The organism is bacterium (assembly GCA_037200965.1).
Lineage (GTDB): Bacteria > Patescibacteriota > Minisyncoccia > Phycocordibacterales > Phycocordibacteraceae > C7867-001.
Genome location: JBBCGK010000001.1, coordinates 626,558 through 644,835, shown reverse-complemented (window position 1 = coordinate 644,835; position 18,278 = coordinate 626,558). Strand labels below are relative to the sequence as shown.

22 protein-coding genes are annotated in these 18,278 nt (G+C 53.7%); 7 read left to right on the top strand and 15 right to left on the bottom strand.

Annotated elements, in window-relative coordinates; all coding sequences use genetic code 11:
* Positions 1-4 precede the first annotated feature (4 nt).
* The 4 genes from WDN10_03730 to recJ form a co-directional block, all read right to left on the bottom strand.
* The gene (locus WDN10_03730) at positions 5-1,498 is read right to left on the bottom strand and encodes a ComEC/Rec2 family competence protein (GenBank protein MEJ0053803.1); all 1,494 of its coding nucleotides are present in this window, start codon (positions 1,496-1,498) and stop codon (positions 5-7) included.
* A 51-nt stretch (positions 1,499-1,549) separates the two neighbouring features.
* Positions 1,550-1,969: a ribonuclease HI family protein gene (locus WDN10_03725; GenBank protein MEJ0053802.1), complete on the bottom strand. Its 420-nt coding sequence runs from the start codon at positions 1,967-1,969 to the stop codon at positions 1,550-1,552.
* 103 nt (positions 1,970-2,072) lie between these two features.
* On the bottom strand, positions 2,073-2,456 hold the full coding sequence (locus WDN10_03720) for a hypothetical protein (GenBank protein ID MEJ0053801.1): 384 nt from the start codon (positions 2,454-2,456) through the stop codon (positions 2,073-2,075).
* 43 nt (positions 2,457-2,499) lie between these two features.
* Positions 2,500-4,230 carry a single-stranded-DNA-specific exonuclease RecJ gene (gene recJ, locus WDN10_03715; protein ID MEJ0053800.1) on the bottom strand — a complete coding sequence of 577 codons (1,731 nt, stop codon included), beginning with the start codon at positions 4,228-4,230 and terminating at the stop codon, positions 2,500-2,502.
* A gap of 46 nt (positions 4,231-4,276) precedes the next feature.
* Between recJ and WDN10_03710 the strand changes: the two genes are divergently transcribed.
* Entirely contained in the window at positions 4,277-4,633 is a 357-nt protein-coding gene (locus WDN10_03710; GenBank protein ID MEJ0053799.1) for an HIT domain-containing protein, read from the top strand.
* Positions 4,634-4,754: 121 nt separating this feature from the next.
* Here WDN10_03710 and WDN10_03705 read toward each other — a convergent pair whose 3' ends face one another.
* Complete coding sequence (locus WDN10_03705) at positions 4,755-5,150, bottom strand: hypothetical protein (protein ID MEJ0053798.1); 396 nt, start codon at positions 5,148-5,150, stop codon at positions 4,755-4,757.
* Between the two features lie 143 nt (positions 5,151-5,293).
* On the opposite strand from WDN10_03705, the gene WDN10_03700 reads away from it, so the two are divergent.
* Positions 5,294-6,097, top strand: a complete 804-nt coding sequence (locus WDN10_03700; protein MEJ0053797.1) for a hypothetical protein — start codon at positions 5,294-5,296, stop codon at positions 6,095-6,097.
* Between the two features lie 420 nt (positions 6,098-6,517).
* On the opposite strand, the gene WDN10_03695 is transcribed toward WDN10_03700, so the two are convergent.
* Positions 6,518-7,666: a hypothetical protein gene (locus WDN10_03695; GenBank protein MEJ0053796.1), complete on the bottom strand. Its 1,149-nt coding sequence runs from the start codon at positions 7,664-7,666 to the stop codon at positions 6,518-6,520.
* A gap of 171 nt (positions 7,667-7,837) precedes the next feature.
* On the opposite strand from WDN10_03695, the gene WDN10_03690 reads away from it, so the two are divergent.
* Positions 7,838-8,659, top strand: coding sequence for a winged helix-turn-helix domain-containing protein (locus WDN10_03690; protein ID MEJ0053795.1), 822 nt, complete (start codon positions 7,838-7,840; stop codon positions 8,657-8,659).
* A 36-nt stretch (positions 8,660-8,695) separates the two neighbouring features.
* On the opposite strand, the gene WDN10_03685 is transcribed toward WDN10_03690, so the two are convergent.
* A complete protein-coding gene (locus WDN10_03685) occupies positions 8,696-9,577 on the bottom strand; it encodes a class I SAM-dependent methyltransferase (GenBank protein ID MEJ0053794.1) in 882 nt (293 codons plus the stop codon).
* 13 nt (positions 9,578-9,590) lie between these two features.
* Positions 9,591-10,094 (bottom strand): GTP cyclohydrolase II, encoded by a 504-nt coding sequence (locus WDN10_03680; GenBank protein MEJ0053793.1) that lies wholly within the window; start codon positions 10,092-10,094, stop codon positions 9,591-9,593.
* Positions 10,095-10,247: 153 nt separating this feature from the next.
* Here WDN10_03680 and WDN10_03675 point away from each other — a divergent pair, with 153 nt between their 5' ends.
* Positions 10,248-10,991, top strand: a complete 744-nt coding sequence (locus tag WDN10_03675) for a helix-turn-helix domain-containing protein (GenBank protein MEJ0053792.1) — start codon at positions 10,248-10,250, stop codon at positions 10,989-10,991.
* Between the two features lie 340 nt (positions 10,992-11,331).
* Here the strand turns inward: WDN10_03675 and WDN10_03670 are convergent, their stop codons facing one another.
* Together WDN10_03670 and WDN10_03665 are read right to left on the bottom strand one after the other, a co-directional pair.
* A complete protein-coding gene (locus tag WDN10_03670; GenBank protein ID MEJ0053791.1) occupies positions 11,332-11,778 on the bottom strand; it encodes a hypothetical protein in 447 nt (148 codons plus the stop codon).
* Positions 11,779-11,945: 167 nt separating this feature from the next.
* The gene (locus tag WDN10_03665; GenBank protein MEJ0053790.1) at positions 11,946-12,305 is read right to left on the bottom strand and encodes an HIT domain-containing protein; all 360 of its coding nucleotides are present in this window, start codon (positions 12,303-12,305) and stop codon (positions 11,946-11,948) included.
* Positions 12,306-12,452: 147 nt separating this feature from the next.
* Between WDN10_03665 and WDN10_03660 the strand changes: the two genes are divergently transcribed.
* Positions 12,453-12,722, top strand: a complete 270-nt coding sequence (locus tag WDN10_03660) for a hypothetical protein (protein ID MEJ0053789.1) — start codon at positions 12,453-12,455, stop codon at positions 12,720-12,722.
* 2 nt (positions 12,723-12,724) lie between these two features.
* A complete protein-coding gene (locus WDN10_03655; protein ID MEJ0053788.1) occupies positions 12,725-12,985 on the top strand; it encodes a type II toxin-antitoxin system mRNA interferase toxin, RelE/StbE family in 261 nt (86 codons plus the stop codon).
* On the opposite strand, the gene pgk is transcribed toward WDN10_03655, so the two are convergent.
* Positions 12,982-14,121 (bottom strand): phosphoglycerate kinase, encoded by a 1,140-nt coding sequence (gene pgk / locus WDN10_03650; GenBank protein MEJ0053787.1) that lies wholly within the window; start codon positions 14,119-14,121, stop codon positions 12,982-12,984. The two genes, WDN10_03655 and pgk, sit on opposite strands and share 4 nt — an antisense overlap.
* 36 nt (positions 14,122-14,157) lie before the next feature.
* Positions 14,158-14,949 (bottom strand): helix-turn-helix domain-containing protein, encoded by a 792-nt coding sequence (locus WDN10_03645; protein ID MEJ0053786.1) that lies wholly within the window; start codon positions 14,947-14,949, stop codon positions 14,158-14,160.
* Positions 14,950-15,133: 184 nt separating this feature from the next.
* On the opposite strand from WDN10_03645, the gene WDN10_03640 reads away from it, so the two are divergent.
* Complete coding sequence (locus WDN10_03640; GenBank protein MEJ0053785.1) at positions 15,134-16,396, top strand: hypothetical protein; 1,263 nt, start codon at positions 15,134-15,136, stop codon at positions 16,394-16,396.
* A 56-nt stretch (positions 16,397-16,452) separates the two neighbouring features.
* On the opposite strand, the gene tpiA is transcribed toward WDN10_03640, so the two are convergent.
* The 3 genes from tpiA to WDN10_03625 are packed head-to-tail and all read right to left on the bottom strand — an operon-like array spanning position 16,453 to position 18,270.
* Complete coding sequence (gene tpiA, locus WDN10_03635) at positions 16,453-17,196, bottom strand: triose-phosphate isomerase (protein MEJ0053784.1); 744 nt, start codon at positions 17,194-17,196, stop codon at positions 16,453-16,455.
* A 31-nt stretch (positions 17,197-17,227) separates the two neighbouring features.
* Positions 17,228-17,449: a hypothetical protein gene (locus WDN10_03630; protein MEJ0053783.1), complete on the bottom strand. Its 222-nt coding sequence runs from the start codon at positions 17,447-17,449 to the stop codon at positions 17,228-17,230.
* Positions 17,413-18,270, bottom strand: a complete 858-nt coding sequence (locus WDN10_03625; GenBank protein MEJ0053782.1) for a twin-arginine translocation signal domain-containing protein — start codon at positions 18,268-18,270, stop codon at positions 17,413-17,415. The genes WDN10_03630 and WDN10_03625 overlap by 37 nt, the downstream gene beginning before the upstream one ends.
* Positions 18,271-18,278: the final 8 nt, after the last annotated feature.

The window sequence follows — 18,278 nt, the reverse complement described above, 5'->3', positions numbered from 1 at the left end:
AAAATCAAGGAGCGGATAAGGCTCCGCGGGCGTACACGCCCACGGGGGCTTTGCATATGTACCGGGCGAACAAAATCAGAACGGCATACGCAAGTACCATAAGCCAGAGAGGAAACGGTGGAATATGGAGCGCGGCCAAAGGAAGCCCGGAAGAGAACCGTGCGACCTCGACGATATAAGCATTCAGAAGATACGCGGGAAACGCGAAGACCGGTGCCAAGACGCCAAGAAACATGCCGGAAACGGCTGCGACCGCGGAGGCGGCCATCGCTAGGGGAATCATCGGCAGCACGACAAGATTCGCCGGAATCGCGACAAGCGAGAGCATTCCCGTTTCATAGAGGAGGAGTGGCAAGACCGCGGCCTGCGCGGCGAGCGTCGTCGCGAGCATGCTTCGACAGAAATCACTCGCAATCCATATAAGCCGAAGCTCGATCAGCGGCGAGAGCCAGATAAGCCCTGCGGTCGCGGCGATCGAAAGCCCGAAGCCAGGGTCGAACGCGAGAAGATACGGATTCCATAGAACCATAAGGATCGCGACAACGATTAGTGCGCGCCCCGCCGCGTATGACCGGCCCGTAGCCCGGGCATAGAGCGCGATGAGCGCCATGAGTCCCGCGCGGATGCTCGCGGAACCGGCGCCGGCCATAAGTACGAACAATAAAACCGCGACAGCTCCCGCAATTGCGGACGCGCGGGACGGCACTCGCATCGTTTTCAAGGCGCGCATGATTCCTTCGGCCACGATCATCACGTTGTATCCGGAAAGCACGACGATCGGCACGAGACCGGAAAGAATGAAGGCTTCGAGCAGCTCTTTCCCAAGGCCCTGTTTTCCGCCGACGATAAGACCGGCCGCGAGCGTCGCATACGGTTCGGGTATCGCCCGGCCAAGTCCATCAATGAAGGCGTGCTTGGTGTTCGCGAGAAGCGCGGACGGGTGGTACCACGGTGCCGGGTCTATGACAGCAACCGAGGCGAAATCCGAAAGGAACCTGATCCCGTCTTTCTCGAGAAACTTGTCGTACCGGAACATGCGGCCGCCGTCAGTATCGGTACTGAACGGTTCGGGAAGCGCGAGCGTTCCGGATACTTCCACCTTGTCTCCGACGCCGACTTTGCTGTAGCGGCTCGCGACCGCGAGCACCCGCGTCTTCTCCCCGCCCTGCTCTACGTCGATTATCACGCGCTGGTTCGCTTCGCGCACGTCCGGATCGGACGCAACAATGCCTTCAAACTGTACGCGCTGTCCGACCTGAGCGAGGAACGAAGGAGGCAGCGGCTTTTCGGCGATCGAGAACCGCCACGCTCCCAGTACGGCGCACGCAAGAAACAGAACGAACAGAAGATACTCCTTCCGGCCCGCTACCCGCCAAGCGGCCGCTCCGATAAGCGCAAGCAGGAGCGCGAAGACATACGGGGGCCAGCCAAACACAGCGAACGACCGGAGAAATATGCCGCCTGCAAGTCCGCCCGATACGACAAGAAGAATGATCACATCCGGATCGTAGCCGGACGCATATCAAATATTTATATTTTGATATACCGATCAAGCACCCCTATCCATCGCCTCGTTCGCGAGCGCGTCCGCGTCGCCATTCTCTTCCCGATATACGTGCGTGAACGTCACGGACCCGAATTTGGCCGCCCGCTCCGAAAGGCGGGCATACTGCGGCTTGATATTGGGATGCTTCACTTTGTATTCGCCCCGCATTTGTTTCACCACGAGCTGGCTGTCCATTTTTATCAGTACCCGCACGCCCCTGCGTTCTTCTTCCGGGACGCGTGAAAGCAGTACGTCGAGCGCCGCTATGACCGCTTCGTACTCGGCGAAGTTGTTGGTCTGCACCCCCAGGAACTTCGAAACGACCGCGACGGTAGACCCGCCTTCATCGCGGATGACCGCTCCGGCACCGGCCGGACCCGGATTTCCTCTCGAGCCGCCGTCGGCGTGGATAGTGAACCGCATGAGACGAGTATAGCAATATAAAAGGTAAGAGCCGGAAACCGTTTGGCTCCCGACCCATAGAAACTTCCCTTGAAAACACCCGCATCCGGAGGAGCTATTTTGTTTATGATTTGGCCACTGGTACTCCAACCAGGCCGTTGTCGTGGAATCTGGGAGAACACCAGCGATTTAAGACTTCATCGCCGACGTACCACAACATTTCTTTTTCGGCCCACGCCAGATAAAAGTGGATGTCACTTTCAATGTGCAGCCGGGCCGCCATTGTTTGCGGCGGATCGCGATCCGCCGCCTGTTTTGTCGCGGCCGCAAGTTGGAGCAGCCGCAGCACATGGGGCGGATAAGTCTGGATACGCTTCTCTCCGGGTTTAATGCCTTCGAACTGAAGCGGCGCACGTCCTTTCGCGGGATTCTTGATGTCATTGATCAGGCTCGCAAGCCCCGGGTACTGTCTGATGATCAGCAAATGTTCATTGGTTCCTGCACTCATCCCTCATTCCTCCGTTACTGTAGGGGATATTTATATATAATCATTAAACCCTCTTTACGTCAACCAACCGCAGCCGCACGGAACCGTATTTCGAAAACTGATTTCGCTCGAGATGCGCGAGCACATGCACGCGGTCCCCTTCCGAAAACTCGAAGCACTTCGCCCCAAGTTCGCGCTTCGCGAAGAAACAGATCGCTTCGAGCGGCTTGAAGCCGTCGCTCATGATAAGGAGGCGCAGGTGCTCCTCTCCTTTCCCGAAGCGCGACGCTTCGTCAAGGAGCACGTCGCGGAAATGGAAGAGCGGTTTTGGGTTTCCCTCTCCGAAGGGCGCGAGCTTCTCTAATTTCGACAGAAGGGCTGCCGTGACTTCATGCGGAGCGATCTCGGCGTCCGCGTGCGAGAACGCGTCGGCACTTTCCGCGGACTTCAGTTTCGATTTCGCTTCCGAAAGGCGTTCCTCAAGATAAAAAACCGCGTCGTCGCGGACGGTGAATCCGCCGGACGCGGCATGGCCGCCGAATTCGACGAAGGTATCCTTCGCGGCTTCCATGAGCTCGACCACGTTCACCGTCCCGTCCGTGCGGCACGAACCCTTGAGGCGGCCGTCCGCTTCCCTCCCCCAAAGAAATACCGGGCGCGCGTACTCCTCGACGACGCCGCTTGCGACGAGCCCCAGAAGGGCCGGGCGCCACGAAGGATTCCCGATCGCGATCACGGCAGGGAGTTCGGCGTCCGGCACCGAAAGGCGCTCGTCAATCCGGTCGTGCACCTCCCGCGTTATCGCTCCGGCGGACGCGCGACGTGCCCGGTTCGCTTTCTCGAGCTTCTTCGCGAGCTCGTCCGCCTCTATCTCATCGCTTGTCGTGAGAAGGTCGAACGCGTCGCGCGGATCGAGCATTCTCGACGCCGCGTTTATCCTCGGCGCGAGCATGAACGCCACATCGCCTTCGGTGATCGAGCGCTGCTCGACGCGGGCGACGCGGCAAAGTCTTTGCAGGCCAATGCGCGGCGATTTTCGCATGACCAGGAGTCCGTATTTCGCGATAACCCGGTTCTCGCCCGTAAGCGGAACCATGTCGGCGATCGTCGCGAGCCCCGCCATATCGAGAAGCCACTTCTCCCAGCCGACAGGAATCTTCTCCCGAAGCCCGGGAGCGACCGCAAGCGTCGCGCAGGCGAGTTTCCACGCGACTCCCGCGCCGCACAGTTCCTGGTACGGCGACGTTTCTCCTTCCTGCTTCTGGTCGATAACGAAATCAGCCGGAGGAAGCGCGGGGCCCGGCAGGTGGTGGTCGGTCACGATGACTTTCATGCCGAGCTCTTTCGCGCGCGCGACCTGTTCGACATCCGTGATGCCGGAATCGACCGTCACGACGAGCTTCACGCCGCTCCCCGCAAGCTTCTCGAGCCCCGGAATATTGAGCCCGTATCCTTCGTCATGCCGGTGCGGGATATAGTTCTCGAAGTTCGCGCCCGCTTTCTTGAGGAAATCATGGAGAAGGACGCCGCCCGGAATGCCGTCGCAGTCATAATCGCTCCATACGCAGATGCGCTCGCCCGAGGCAATCGCTTCCGCAAGCATCTTCGCCGCCCCCGGCATGTTCTTTATAAGGAGCGGATCGTGGAGATGCTCCTCATAGCTCGGGTTGAGGAAGGTTTCGGCCTCTTTCTTGGTCGTAATGCCCCTGCGCGAGAGCAGCGCGGCGGTCAGGTCGTCATACTCGGAGAGTATTTCCCGTATTCGTTCGTCCAAAGGACCATGGAGCGGAAACATCGTTGGTGGATTGTACCAGAATTCCTCCGTGCGCTATATTTCCTTCATGGAAGACTGCGTGTTCTGCAAGCTCGTCCGGGGCGAGATTCCTTCATACAAGGTATATGAGGACGATTTCTTCCTCGCGTTTATCGATATCCATCCGGAAACGCCAGGCCACGTGCAGGTCATACCGAAACAGCACTACCGCTGGATATGGGACGTTCCCGACATCGGCCGCTATTTCGAAGTTGTCCGGAAAGTCGCGAGAGCGCAGCAAAAGGCTTTCAATACCGATTGGATTATCTCGAAGAGCGTCGGCGAGGAAGTGGCGCATGCCCATGTCTGGATATTCCCGGGCCAAGCGGAAGGGGACAAAATGGATTTCGAGGGGAATGCGGAGAGGATTCGGGCGCGTTTGTAGAACCAGTAAAGCTCAGCGAGCCTGCAGGCGCTGTCGGAACCCAAAACGAAAAGAAGAACCCTCCGTTCTCCACCGCATAGCAGCAGAAGAACGTGGGTTCTCAAGAAGGGACAGGCTGAAATTAAGCCTCAATTGCGGCAGCAACCGCACGACGAAGCCGCTCGCTGAGAAAATCACCCTGGTCGGATTCGAAGATTTGTTCGAAGCGAATCATGCTCTCGTCCAGTCGAACTGCCCGCGTGCGAACTGAGAGTTCGAAGTCGCTGCGAACGGATATCTCGTTTCGTTCCGGCTGCATAAGAGCACGAATGAGGTACACGATGCCGAGCAGTCCTTCCAGCTCATGTCGTCGAGAGTCTTCCGAGTTCGCGAGCTTCTGGTTCAGGAGTTCGATCAGCGCGTTCAGCTCGAGCGCTTCCGATTGCATCTGCGCGGACATGGTAAGACCGAGACGCTCGGCCTTGGCGCTGAGGGATCGATTCAACCCCTCAGCAAACACCCGGACGCTCTCGCCCATTTTCGGATCATAGCCACAAAAACACATAGTTCGTTCCTCCAAAGAGAACGGTTCTTCCGTCCGCGTACATTTAGAACCCGCCTTTTGCCAAGCTCAAGCATCTGGGCCAAAATGGGTGTATAGTAAACGGGTTGTTTACTGCTATGCAACTGTTAGGCAGCCGCCTTGAAGATTCAGTCCTTACTTTTGTACTTCAAAAAGGAGCGGTTACGACTACTGAGCTCCTTAAAGGCCTGAGGAGGAAGCACGCCTGCACGAAGCAGGGTTTTTATAGGGCGCTTAGAAAGCTGAGAGCGCAAGAGAAGGTTATCGTCTACCGTTCTGCCGTATCGGTAAGCGAACATTGGTTAAAGCAGCTTCGCCAGCTTGTCGAATATAAAAACAGTTCCATCCTCGGCGACTTCAGTCAGCTTGAACGCGGAGAAGAGATCACGCTTACCATTCATGGTCTTACTGCTATGGATCGGATATGGTCCCATCTGTTTTCAGTAATTGAAAAGGGTGTTCCTCACCGCCAGCACCTTTACCTCTTTAATCCGCATAATTGGTCGAGTGTACTGCGTGGCGATAGCGACAAAAGCCACGATATGCTCCTTGGAGCAAAAGGAAGAAGAGCCTATCTTCTCATCGGCTCCTCTTCGGCGCTCGACAAGCTCGCAACCCGGGAGCTCGCATTCTCTAACGTTGAGGTATCGTACTCGCCGAAAGTTCGTCAAGAAGTGTTTATTGCCGTAATCCACGAATGGGTGATTGAAGTGCGTTTTAATCCCAAAGCTCGAAAGGCAGTCGAACTTCTCTTTAAAACGGAAACCGACCTTGAGCGCGCCAAGGATAAGTTGAAGAAGTTAGATCACGAAGTTACATCAAAGGTAAAAATTGCTAAAGACCCTGGGAAAGCCGCCGCGTGGAAACGCCGTATATCCAAGGATTTTCATATTCGTCGTTGATACCAAAGCGGTATTGGGTGACTTTACGAGGTGGTATATGCGTCTTTATGAATAGAGTAATCTGTTTAGTCTCTCAATGCTTCAATCGCTGAAAACATTCAGCCGCAAGAGACTTGAGCATTGCGCCGCTATCGTTCGATTGTTAGACCCGTCTCGGCTACGCGAACGGCGACCGATCGATTCTAAAGAAACATCGAGAATCACATTTAGTGTATAAAAGAGAAGAGCCCGCCCACGCGAATCAAAAGCGTGAACGGGCTCTCTGTAGTCACCGAGGCTACTTACGCGGCAAACGCGGCGTCGTTACGCCCGTCGAACCGGTATTCGCCCCTGACGATTGCACTGGCGGACGTGCTTTCGCATCCACGCCAGCGGAACCGGTATTGGCTCCGGACATAGTTTTCACCTCCTTTCCGGTTGTTAGAGAAACGCTTCGAGCGCCTGGCGCTCAAGCGATAAACAATCCCGGCCTATACTGACCCACCATCTCGATGCGGCCTTGGCATGGAGAGTTGGGACATCCACGCACGGCAGTACCGGGACGACATTGAAATGCGAAATATCCTTGCCCATCTCATCCTCTCCCGCCCGCAGTTCCGCAAGCGAGTGATGGATGCAAAACGGCAGACGCCACCACCCATCCGCGTCGATCACTAACGTTTCATTCACCTGCAGGGACTTAGGATAGAAGTACAGGGGTATTCCGATATCGAGTACGATGGCGTTATAAGTCACCAGCGCGTTCCTGAGAACCCTATTTGCCGTTTCTTTTCCGAGAATTCCAAGCAGAGCGACAAAATCGTCGAGAGAATAGGTACGCAGGAACACTGGTTTCGCGAAGTTGCCGCCGAGCAATTGTTCAAGCGCTAAGGCGAGTTCGCGATCGCCTGCCCGCAGGTGCTCGATCCCCGGCCGTAACGACATCGTCGTCACGTGCCATTCATCGACCACCTGCGTGAGCATCTCTCCCGTTTCGGCTAAGTGCGCGTGATTGAGCGTGGTGAGCGTGAAGAGAGAAGTAAGTTTGCCATCGGTCTTGAGTATGTGCTTGGCATGCACAATCCCTTTCATTGCGATGTCCCAGGCATTATTGCTCGCGCGCTGTCCATTGTGGATATCTTTCGTACCGTCGACCGACACGTCAAGCGCGTCGATTGCGAGCCCCTCTCGCTCGCATAGCGCCAGCATATTCGGCGCTGCATATTGTCCGTTATTGATAAGCGATACTCCGTGTCCTGCGCGGCCTGCAGCCGCCAAGATCGGTACCTGCCACGGAAGTAGCTGCCTTCCTTCGTGAATGAGGTGGCGCGAACCGGACAACTGGCGGAGAATGCCGAGAAGCGCTTCCTCGCCCGTTTGCACGCCGAAGGTTTTCGGGCCTTCGTGAGGAAAGATGCAGTGGCGGCACTGTATCGCGCATCCGCCCCGCACTATCCACGACAAAAGAGGTGGAACTTCCCGACCAAGTAACGTTGGAATCGCAGTATCCTTTTCTCCGTGCAATACGTGGTCAATCCAACGATCGATCGCGGTCACTTCCTGCGGCACTTCGTTCGTTTCGCAAGCCATAGCGGTCTCCCATATAAAGTTCTAGTTCCCTCTATAAGAATGATCCTAAAGACATTGACAGTATAGTAAGGTATTCTCTAAGTTGAGTAATACTGGAAATAAGCTGTATATAAGGGTTTTTATGCTTTATATATCTGTCTAAGAAAGTGGACAGGTTATATACCTTTTGCTATGTTTTGCCGTATGGCACTTCACGATGATCTGCGAATACTCGGCCTCTCAATCAAGGAAAGGAAGATTCTCTTGGCGCTTCGCGACGGTGCGGATACGCCCTTAAAGCTGACTCGCCAGACGGGAATCTCCCGCTCTGCCATTTATGCGATTTTGGCGAATCTGCATAAACGAGGGCTGGCCGTTTCGCGCATCGCCAAAGGACGCAAGCGGTGGCAATTGCATAGCGGAGATACTATTGATCAGGCACTATACGATTTCAAGCGTTTCTTGCTGCAAATACCCGAAGGAAACCAACAGGTTCACGGTCGCGCTGACTCAACGGTATGTATCTATCGGGGAAAAGAAGCAATTAGGAAGGTCATGCTTGAGCTCTTTGAAGCGAACAAGAACCAACGGTTCTTCTGGGGCTTCCAAGGTGACCGCGCGACCAAGAGTTGGAATACCCTGTTCACCGTTTCCGAAACAAACCGAATAAACCGCGATATAAAGAAGGGCCGTACGATTACCGAAGCTGTCTTGCCAATCGGGTGGCTTGAGGAACAAGCGCGTTCTCTAGGAATACAATGGGTGAAAGATTTCGAAGGACGCACCGCGAGAGTCAATGTTATTGATCCAAAGTACTTCAGGCATGGCGGCCAGTGCTGGATATTTAAGGATTCCTTATATCTCTTCTCCTTAAGCGAAGGATTGATTGTCGAAGTCAAGAACTCGGAGATACAAAAAATGATTCTTTCCGCCTTTGAATTTATGCAGGAGCATTCGCAGCTTATAGATGCGAACGAGCTTTTGCGCGATCTGATGAATAGCCAAGTATCTTAGTGATTTTTATATAGGGAGCTTTCTGGCAACCAACATTTAACCAGGCTTACTTGCTTTGTAGATGAAGCAACCGGGAACGATCCGTATCTTTCCATCACTCCCTTGGTGTTCCAGTAAATCCTGAGAAAGCTCCTTCAAGATGTCGTCGATCGAACTTGAGGTATTGAAATACGAAGCCATATGGAAATTAAGATAATACTCGAGCGCTTCGTCGAGCGAACTGAATTCGAGCGCTGTACCTACATGCCTCTCACATTCAAAACAGATCTCACCCGAGCGCCTTAATTCTTCAAGGCACTCGTCGAGTATTTCCTTAGAGGGACTTTGTTTGGAGACATCTGCAAACAATTTCCGGTCACGGGAATCGCGCCGCCTTTGCCGAATAGATATTTCCTGCTCGGGAGAGGAAGAATCGAAATGTATCAGGAATAAAGAGCCGTTCCGGTTGAGATTCTCCCGTACCATTTTTAAGAGCGCCTCTCGTACTTTTGCTTTTCCGTCTTCTTTTCCCAAGTCTTCAAGATTCTTGTGTATGGAGTGAGAAAGACTCCACAGGCTATAGATATAGTCGTACGACGACTGCACTGACAACAGGAAATCTATGGAATCGGAAACGACATAAGAAATGCATTCTTTGCGGGTGAAAACTTGTTTGCAGCTACTAAGCATACGGCTGCTTAAATCAACGAGCGTAAGCGAATGTATGTCCGGAACCGATGCGAATAGTATATTTGTCGCTCGTCCGGTCCCGGGGCCAAGCTCAAGAAATGCTGAATGAGAAGGTGCTTTTGCAAGATGTTCTCGGAAGTACTCGGTATCCTCTTTACCATCAAAGATATACTTTCTGAGAAGCTGATCGTAATAATCGGGCTCGATATATCCGTCTCCGGTAGGAGATACGCGAAGCCAACGATACATAAGCTCAGACGAGCTACTCATATGGATCTACATCGAAGCCTGCGTCTTTGAGCGCTTGATATCGAGCTGGATTTTTCGAAAACAAGCAGATATGGAGGCTTGTGCCTAACTCGGTGAGGATGTTCACCTCAGCCTGATAATCCCGGTAGTCGGACTTCTCAAGACCAAGCGAGTCAAAAGCTTCGACTGTATTGCATCCGGTCGTCCTTTGAATCTCCATAGCTTCTATCTTTTTCTCAAGCCCTGCGCCACGACCTTCCGCATAGGCATAGAGCACAAGACCCGCCCCGCGGCTAACAATGGCGTCCAGAGCCTTGGCAAGTTGCGCGCCACACTCGCACTCAAGCGAACCGAAAGCCTCCCCGAAAAGGCAAGCCGACTGTAATCGCACTATTGGTCTGCCCTGGGAAACATCCCCGTAGCGGAAAGAAACATAAGGATTCCCGTCTACAACGTAATATCCGACTTCGAAAATGCCGCGTTTGGTTTGCAGAGTTGTCTTTGATTTTAGCGCCATACCAGCCCGCCCAGTATTCAATAAATGGGTACTTGTGTCTGGAATAACGCTTATATTTATTAATAGACTTATAAAGTGAAGGGTGGTTTAGAGGGTACTGGTAAAATATGTCGCTTTCGTTGACATTTGTTCCAAGTCAGCTTATATGAACTTATGGAACATATCCCGTTCATAAAGGAGTTGGAACGAATCGGTTTGCCGGATAAGGCTGCGGTGATTTACGTGTCGCTTCTCGGGAAAAGCCGCATGGGAGTCGCGGATATAGTCCGCCAAGCGGACGTGCGGCGCGCTACCTGCTACGAATATCTGGATCTTCTGCTCAAAAAGGGTTTCATTACTCGGATACCTATCGGCAAGCGCACGCTGTACGCGGCAGTCGATCCGAAGACCGTCGCCGCAAATCTTAGGAAGGAGCTTCTAGCATTCGACTCGACTGCCGCCGTCATGAGCAAGATATATGAACGCGCGACGAACAAGCCCAAGGTCGGCTTCTTCGAAGGAAAGCGTGCGATCAAGAATATTTACGAGGAACTGTTTAAAACGCTCGGCGATACGTATTCCATCTTCCCCGCCGATATTTTCTTCGAAAACTTCACCGAAGCAGAATACGGCGATTTCGACAAGACAAATAGCGATCACGCGTTTAAGGCGAAGGATTTGTTTATCGCAAGCGCTAAAACCTACAAAAAACTGCGAGCTCTGCGCGAGAAGAACGGATATGAAAATAAATCAGACAAACGGCTCCCCGAATGGTTTACGTCCAATGTCGACGTTCTTGTTTTCAACGAAAAGGTCGCGCTTATAAGTCTCCGGGACTTATCTGCGGTTGTTATCGAAAACAAGGATATCGCTAATCTGTTTAAAAATATGCATGCCTTTATGTGGAAGGCTCTCTAGGATTCCAGCGCCTCAGTCCCCGGAAGCGTTTCCCATGCAAGATACGCTACTACCGCGTTGCCACCGATTGAATATCTGGATATTCCCAGGCCAAGCGGAAGGGGACAAAATGGATTTCGAGGGGAATGCGGGGAAGATTCGGGCATATTTGTGAAACAGATGGGAGGGTCGCGACCTTACGGACAACCTCGGAACTACTACACGAAGGACTGGTATTCTTCAATCAGCTTTTCGTAACCCTCTTGCTTAACGATTTCTATCGCTCGGATATAACTGTCCGGCAGGTCACTGTTAGCAAAGTCACTTGGGCGAGAATTAAATAGGTCTAAGTATAGTTTCTCTAATAGCGCGTAAATGAGTATATGATTCCGGGCAGATAGCGGCTCCCGGAATATTTCTCGCGAAGAGAGTCGAAGTAGGCCGGAACGTCTGATACGAAAATATGCGCTGCTTCGTGAATTAGCGTCTCGATGAAGTCTTGATCTGAGCGCTCTTCCCCATTTCTTTTTCTGACTGAAATAATGAAGGGGGTAGACATGGCTTTAATGCCTCCTCCGATAATGAAACACTCTAAGCTCCGCGTTGGCACTCTCTTCGTTAACTCTTGTAACGTTAAGACGATCCTGTTGTCTCTATTGGTTTCATTCCATACATTTCTCCAGTGAGAAGTCGTATCCCTGACCTCTTCAACGGAGGGATACCGGCCTAAGTTTTGTTGAGAGAAAAACCGTCGCCTGTCCTCGTCTAACGGATAAGCGTAAATCATCTTAATCTGTGGAATTTCCATATCAGGAACTATAGCAGTTCCACTATCGTCCAGAGTGCGCGAGCTCGTAGACGCTGTTGGAACCAAGATAAGAGAGTGTAGGGGCTATATTCTTATACCGAAATTGTGTTAGCTCAGCTTACTGTGCTTTCTGAGAGAATGGTTCGATTCCAGTATCCTCTCTAATCCTAGAGACTGTTCCTAAACCAGAGATCCAGCCCATCATTCTCATACCGTGGCACGATATGGAAGTGGAGATGGAATACGGATTGCTGCGCCTCCATCCCAGCGGCATGGAGAAGGTTCATTGAGTGAGCGTTGTTTTTTCCAAGCACTGTGTGCCCGACATTCTTGGAAACGACAGCAAGATGAGATAACGTCTCGTCGTCGGTATCGAGCATATTCACAAAATGTTTCTTGGGCAGCACGAGTACATGTCCTTTTGAAATAGGATCAATGGGTTCAATTACCATAGAGGTATCGTCTTCAAACACTACCGAGGCAGGTGATTCTCGGTTCACTATTTTGCAGAAAATGCAGTCTTCCATAACTAAAAGTATACCTGGTTTAAACATTCCGTTCTCTTAAACACAAAGCCGCCCAGATAGGCGGTTTTGTGAAGTGCGCGGGCTCGCGGACGAGATTTGAACTGCATTGGATTGACAGCACGCTCATACCCAAAGTAGTATATAGGTATGAATACGAAAACAACTATCACCATCAAGACTGACAAAAAGCTCCGGGATGCCGCGAAGCGCACCGCGCAGAAGCTCGGCATTCCCCTTACTACCGTTATGAACGCGCAGCTCGCGCAGTTCGTTTCCGACGGGCGGTTCGAGGTATCGCTTGTACCGCGTCCGGAGAAGCTGCGCGAATGGGAAGCGCTTAGCCGCGAATACCGCGAACATCCGGAGCATTTCATCGCTTCGTCCCTTGAAGAATTCGCGCGCGCCATACGCGCATAGTCATGCAGGTTCTCCGCAAACGACAGTTTGAGAAACGAGTATCGCGCCTACCGGCTGGTATCCGCCGCGCGCTCGTCGAGCGCCTTAGGCTGTTTATGGCCGATCCTCAAAACCCGCTACTTAACAACCATCCCTTGCGGGGAGAATGGACGGGCTTTCGAAGCATCAACGTGACCGGCGATTGGCGACTCATCTACGAGATGGTAGGTGACGCCATCGTCCTCACGGACATCGACACGCACCATAACCTGTACGGAACCTAGCCCAGCGCCTCAATCCCCGGAAGCGTCCCCTTCGCAAGATACGAAAGCATCGCGCCGCCGCCGGTCGATATGAACGTGAATCGGCGGTTGAGGCCGAGCGAGTCGATGGCAGCTTCCGTGTCTCCTCCCCCGATGTATGACTCCGCGCCTGAGTCGGCGATGGCGACCGCAAGCGCATCCGTCGCTTCCGTGAAGCCCGCCTCATACTGGCCGAGCGGCCCGTTCCAGAGAATCGTCTTCGCGCCGGCTGCCAATCTCGCGAGCATTTCATTCGTCTTCGGGCCGTGATCGAGGATGGTTTCGTCTTCCTGAACGTCATCAAGTCCCGCGATACGTGCCTGTCCGGGCGTTTTCGCGCCGCCGGATTTGCAGACGAGCGAATCGAGCGGAAGCACCAGTTTCTTATCCACCAAGAGTTCTTTAGTAGCGGCGGCATCTCCGCCCGAAACGAGCGACTTTCCCACGGGATAGCCCTTAGCTGCGAGAAAATCGTTCGCAAGCGCGCCGCCCACAAACACGTGCGTGTAGAGGGAGAGAAGCTTGCGGATCACGGGCTCCTTGGTGCCGAACTTCGCGCCGCCGATGACCGCGAGCGACGGGGCCTTCGGTTTGAGCGCCTTCGAGAGTTCGGCGATCTCCTCGATGAGCTGAAGCCCCGCATACGAAGGCAGGAGCGTCGGAAGGCTTACTATCGATGCGTGCTCGCGATGGCAGGTATCGAACGCATCTTCGACAAAGACATCCGTGAGTTCGGCAAGCGCTTCGGCAAACGCCATGTCGTTCATCACTTCCCCCCGATTCCTGCGCAGGTTCTCAAGCACGAGAACTTCGCCCGGCAGAAGCGCCCGCACCGCTTCGCGCGCCCGGGGACCCGTAGAGACCGGGCAGAACGAGACGCCGGGGAGCATCTGCTTGAGCGCGAGGTATACGGGCTCGAGCGTCTCGGTTCCCGCTTCCCCGATATGGCTTCCGATAACAATGCGCGCGTTCTCTTTCCGGAGGAATTCGATGGTGGGAAGCGCGTGCTTGATGCGGTACGCGTTCGCTACCTTTCCATCTACCAACGGAACATTGAGCGACGAGCGCACGAATACCGGTACGTTTTCAAGCACCGGAATATCGCGAACGCTTTTCATGGATACATAGTAACCTGCTCCTTCCTTCGACGTTGCCTATGTCGACACCGGTGAGTTCGCCGCATCAAGCCGCTTGGCTTCTGCCCACGCCAGCTCATATATCTTTTTCATGGCATCAGCGATCTCGGCGCTTTCTATGATGATGCCGAGCTTCTCGCGCCACGATGCCACCATAACTTTATTAGCGTAAATATTTATTTCCGGAGAGAAGTAATACTTATCGGCAGGCACGAACGCTATATCGCGTTTTTCCTCCGCATTAAACGCAGCCTGCGCCATCGCCGTTTTTGTCTCGGGGACTATGCCGCGTATCGAGATGCCTTTGCGCGCGCGACGTTTATAGTACTCGGGAAAGTAGTTGGGGAGCGCCTTGTGCATGTCGTCGATACAGGCGTACGCACGAATCGGTTCCGGGGAAGTCAAAGTGTCTTCATATACTTCTTTGAGTCCTTCGACACCCTCATAGAACCGTACTTGCGGACGATCCTGAACCGTATGCATCGCTTTGAGTTGCGGGAGAAATTCCTTCGCAAGGATCAGCTGCTTTTGTGTCTCTGCCAGCTTCTCATCAAGCAGCGTAACGAGCTTTTCCGGAGATTCAGCCACGTATTCTTCCTTTGGCTCCTTACCGGAGAGCCGCGCGAGGTTCTTGTGCGCTAACGCATCAAGGATATCGTAACCAGTCGTCCTATTTATACCCGCCTTTCTTGATATCTGGGTGACCGTCCCGTGTCCAAGCTCTAAAAGCGCGATATACACTCCTACTTCCCTTCTTGAAAGCCCTAAAGACAGAAGCGTTTCTGACGCGTCCTCTTGTCTTTTTTTCATGAGTTTAATCATACTCTATAGGGTATATTCGTGTCAAACGCGTTCCACACTACTGTGCACATGCTTTAAGTAAGCCCTATTTTAGCATACGACCTATTGACATCCTTGACTTGTAGAAATATACTTGCGGAAGAAGTGCGAAGCTTCTTGAAAGAAAGGCAACCCAACCCGAAAGGCTACCGTCATGAAAAACATATTCCCTGCCGTTGTGCCCATTCTGCCGCCCAAGGGCCAGATCCCGAACGGCTACGCATTGATGGTGTATAAATGGAGCTTCCCTGAAAGCCGTATCGGGGAAAGCGTTGAGATTGAAGGCAAGCGCGTAAAGAAAATGCTTACCCTCGATCTCAATATCCCCGAGGCCGGTTTTGCGGCCAAGGTCAACGCGCATGCGCCCGGTTCCAAAGAGGCGAAGGACACGTTCGTGAAGAACTATCCGTGTCCGCACGCCTGTCCCGGCTGCTTCAACAACGCCGAATTGGTCAATCCGATCATGACTCTTCCTGAAGTCATGCGGGTTGTCGACCAGGCGAAACTGCTCGGGCTCGAGTCGATGAAGTTTCTCGGTCCCGGAGAACTGCTGGCGAATTCAAAGCTCTTCTTCATCCTCGATGAGCTGGCGAAAAGGAACATCATCGCCGGTATCTTCACCAAGGCGGCAATCATGGGCAATGACCATCTGTCGCGGCACTATCACGGGATCGGATCGGAGGACCTGACCCGGCGTCTTGCGGCATATCCAAACACCACGTTCCTCGTCGGCGCACGGTCGTTCGATCCCGAGCTTGAAAATCGCTTCATTCCGCAGAACTTGCGCGAGTTCCGCGATATCAGGTTCGACTATCACGCGGCGCGGAACCTCGCCATCGAGCGCCTCTGCGGACTCGGGATGAACGGCGACCTCCTGCATCAGCGCCTCGAGATCGCCTGCGCTCCGGTTACGGGCGAAAACGTACATGGCGCGTTCGAGCTCTATCAGTGGGGAACCGAACGAAATATCCCCGTTGTGATGCCGCCCACCATGGTGAGCGGCAAGGGCCATAAGCTGGTGAGGTCGGCTGCGGATGAGAAGTTCGAGAACGACTATCTCGACCTCGCCGTCGACGTCTACACTTGGGCCATCACCCGCGGCGTCATGACCCTTGAACAGCTGTACCATGAAGGCGCCGCATCCTACATCGGCATCGCTCCGTGCAATCAGCTCACGCACGGACTCTATCTGCACTACGATGGTGCCGTCTGGAGATGCCCCGGAAACGACACACCCGACTTCGTCGTCCATCCGAATGTGCGGGATGCATCGCTGGTTGATATCTGGCAAGGCAGCGTGAACTACCAGATCAACAAGTTCAACAACGGGTGCGTGAAAGATGGCATATCCCTGCCGAAGCGCTTCTACAGCGACGTGCCTAGGCGCGTCGCCGAAAGGCTTTCGGTTGCGGCCTGACTTCTAACGGTGTGCTGGCTTCTGGCCGGTGCACCGTTACTTTTTATATGAACTTACTATGCTAATGCTCTTACCAACTCCGAAAACATCTCCGGATCGGCTGAAGCATGGCCGACCAGGAATCCGTCGATACCGCTGCCGGCCGCAAGAAGCCGGATATTCCCCGCTTCCGCCGAACCGCCGTAGAGAATAGGAATGCGCGCGTTGGCGCGTCCGGGGACGAGATCGGCCAAGACTTTCCGTATATAGAGCACCATTTCATGCAGATCGGGCGGCGTGATGGCGTCAGCCGCGGATTTTCCTATGGCCCATACGGGCTCGTACGCGATCGTAACGCTCATGCGCTCTTTTTGGGTAAGCGGCTCGAGCGCGCTGGTGATCTGCTGGCGAAGAAGCGCGAGATACGCCGCGTTATGATCCCGCTCCTTTTCTCCGATGCAAAGAATCGGCTTTAATCCCTGTGCGCTTGCCCGCTGCATCTTTACGGCGACCGCTTCGAGCGTTTCGCCCCTCGCCCTCCGTTCCGAGTGCCCGATTATCACGTATGAAACGCCCAGGCCCGAAAGAAACTGGGCGGGAACCTCCCCGGTTTCGGCCCCGCCAGTCGCCTCCGAGACATCCTGCGCGGCAAGCCAAATTTTCGACTTTTTGAAACTTGCGAAAAGCCCCAGGTACGGAGCGGGCGGGGCGAGCGCGATCTTTATCTTCGGCTGTTTCGCGAGCCGTTTCGCGAGCGTGAAGAGCTTCCTCGCCTTCTCTTCGCTCGCCACATACGCCTTCCAGTTCGCGACGATGAGCATATACTCAAGTATAGCAGGCACGAGAAACGGCCTATTCGAACGCTTCGTCGGTAAAGACTTTGCTTTGTAGGCGGCCGTTCTCTTTCCAGACCTTCACGACCGCGCCTTGTGCCTTAAACGATGGACCGAGGATGTTCTTCAATTCCTCCACTCTTTCTTCTTCGGTTCGCGCAAGCTCCCGCTCGATCCTCGTATGCGCACCCCCGATGAGAAGTGTTAGGTCGGTTTCTTGTCGAGCTTTGCCGTCAGCCATTTGCCGAGTTTCTCCGCTTTTTGGGCTATGAGCGTATTACGAACATCGCGGACCTTGGTACGGGTTTCGGGATGGAGATGGTAATTCGCATCAGTCAATTTCTTATCGATCGTCCGGTAGAGCGAGCCCTCTTCCGGTTCCCGCGTGTTGTCCGCATACAGCGCTCGTTGCACGAGATTTTCCGCTCTTGGCATATTGAGCCAAATTCCGCTCGTCAACCCGGCGATGCCGCCCAGCAACTTCCTTCTATCCGGTCTGCTTTGATTCTTCTTAAGGGAGATGGCCCCACCAACCAACGCTCCTATACCCACCGTTCCTTCAGCTTGAGTGATAACCTCTCGTTTAATCATTTCGCTGAAGACCGCTTCTTCGGAAAAACCCATCGCATCTGCAAAATATACCGGCATCCCTCGATCAAGAGCGGTGGGTAGTACGTCCTGATACTGCAATTTGCCGCTAGCCCCCGAATGTCCGTTCATATGCGTAGTAACCTCAGATTTTGCTATCTCCCCATCGTTGATGTCGGTCATTTCAAGCACCAAGGCGTCGCTTCTTTCCAGCACGCCGGGATTGGTGGGGATGTTATGCAGCGAATAGACGATCTTGTATTTCGCGTTTTCCGTCTCGAGTTCCGCGACGTTTTTCATCCCTTCGTGGATCTCTTGCGCTGTCGACGCTTGCGCTTCCTGAGGAGCAAGCGGGCCTGCGGCCACCGCAGCGCCGCCAGCAAGAACGCCGCGAAGAAATACCCGCCGATCGATCCTTTCCGGCTCCGATTGCGACTGGGTGTTCTTACCGGTACCAGGCATTCCCTCCTTCATGCCTATAA

Bases quoted from the DNA above. Each gene is read 5' to 3' on its own strand.
- WDN10_03725 (MEJ0053802.1), bottom strand. From the start codon at position 1,969: ATGCGGTTCACTATCCACGCCGACGGCGGCTCGAGAGGAAATCCGGGT.
- WDN10_03720 (MEJ0053801.1), bottom strand. From the start codon at position 2,456: ATGAGTGCAGGAACCAATGAACATTTGCTGATCATCAGACAGTACCCG.
- recJ (MEJ0053800.1), bottom strand. From the start codon at position 4,230: ATGTTTCCGCTCCATGGTCCTTTGGACGAACGAATACGGGAAATACTC.
- WDN10_03710 (MEJ0053799.1), top strand. From the start codon at position 4,277: ATGGAAGACTGCGTGTTCTGCAAGCTCGTCCGGGGCGAGATTCCTTCA.
- WDN10_03705 (MEJ0053798.1), bottom strand. From the start codon at position 5,150: ATGGGCGAGAGCGTCCGGGTGTTTGCTGAGGGGTTGAATCGATCCCTC.
- WDN10_03700 (MEJ0053797.1), top strand. From the start codon at position 5,294: ATGCAACTGTTAGGCAGCCGCCTTGAAGATTCAGTCCTTACTTTTGTA.
- WDN10_03695 (MEJ0053796.1), bottom strand. From the start codon at position 7,666: ATGGCTTGCGAAACGAACGAAGTGCCGCAGGAAGTGACCGCGATCGAT.
- WDN10_03690 (MEJ0053795.1), top strand. From the start codon at position 7,838: ATGTTTTGCCGTATGGCACTTCACGATGATCTGCGAATACTCGGCCTC.
- WDN10_03685 (MEJ0053794.1), bottom strand. From the start codon at position 9,577: ATGTATCGTTGGCTTCGCGTATCTCCTACCGGAGACGGATATATCGAG.
- WDN10_03680 (MEJ0053793.1), bottom strand. From the start codon at position 10,094: ATGGCGCTAAAATCAAAGACAACTCTGCAAACCAAACGCGGCATTTTC.
- WDN10_03675 (MEJ0053792.1), top strand. From the start codon at position 10,248: ATGGAACATATCCCGTTCATAAAGGAGTTGGAACGAATCGGTTTGCCG.
- WDN10_03670 (MEJ0053791.1), bottom strand. From the start codon at position 11,778: ATGGAAATTCCACAGATTAAGATGATTTACGCTTATCCGTTAGACGAG.
- WDN10_03665 (MEJ0053790.1), bottom strand. From the start codon at position 12,305: ATGGAAGACTGCATTTTCTGCAAAATAGTGAACCGAGAATCACCTGCC.
- WDN10_03660 (MEJ0053789.1), top strand. From the start codon at position 12,453: ATGAATACGAAAACAACTATCACCATCAAGACTGACAAAAAGCTCCGG.
- WDN10_03655 (MEJ0053788.1), top strand. From the start codon at position 12,725: ATGCAGGTTCTCCGCAAACGACAGTTTGAGAAACGAGTATCGCGCCTA.
- pgk (MEJ0053787.1), bottom strand. From the start codon at position 14,121: ATGAAAAGCGTTCGCGATATTCCGGTGCTTGAAAACGTACCGGTATTC.
- WDN10_03645 (MEJ0053786.1), bottom strand. From the start codon at position 14,949: ATGAAAAAAAGACAAGAGGACGCGTCAGAAACGCTTCTGTCTTTAGGG.
- WDN10_03640 (MEJ0053785.1), top strand. From the start codon at position 15,134: ATGAAAAACATATTCCCTGCCGTTGTGCCCATTCTGCCGCCCAAGGGC.
- tpiA (MEJ0053784.1), bottom strand. From the start codon at position 17,196: ATGCTCATCGTCGCGAACTGGAAGGCGTATGTGGCGAGCGAAGAGAAG.
- WDN10_03630 (MEJ0053783.1), bottom strand. From the start codon at position 17,449: ATGGCTGACGGCAAAGCTCGACAAGAAACCGACCTAACACTTCTCATC.
- WDN10_03625 (MEJ0053782.1), bottom strand. From the start codon at position 18,270: ATGAAGGAGGGAATGCCTGGTACCGGTAAGAACACCCAGTCGCAATCG.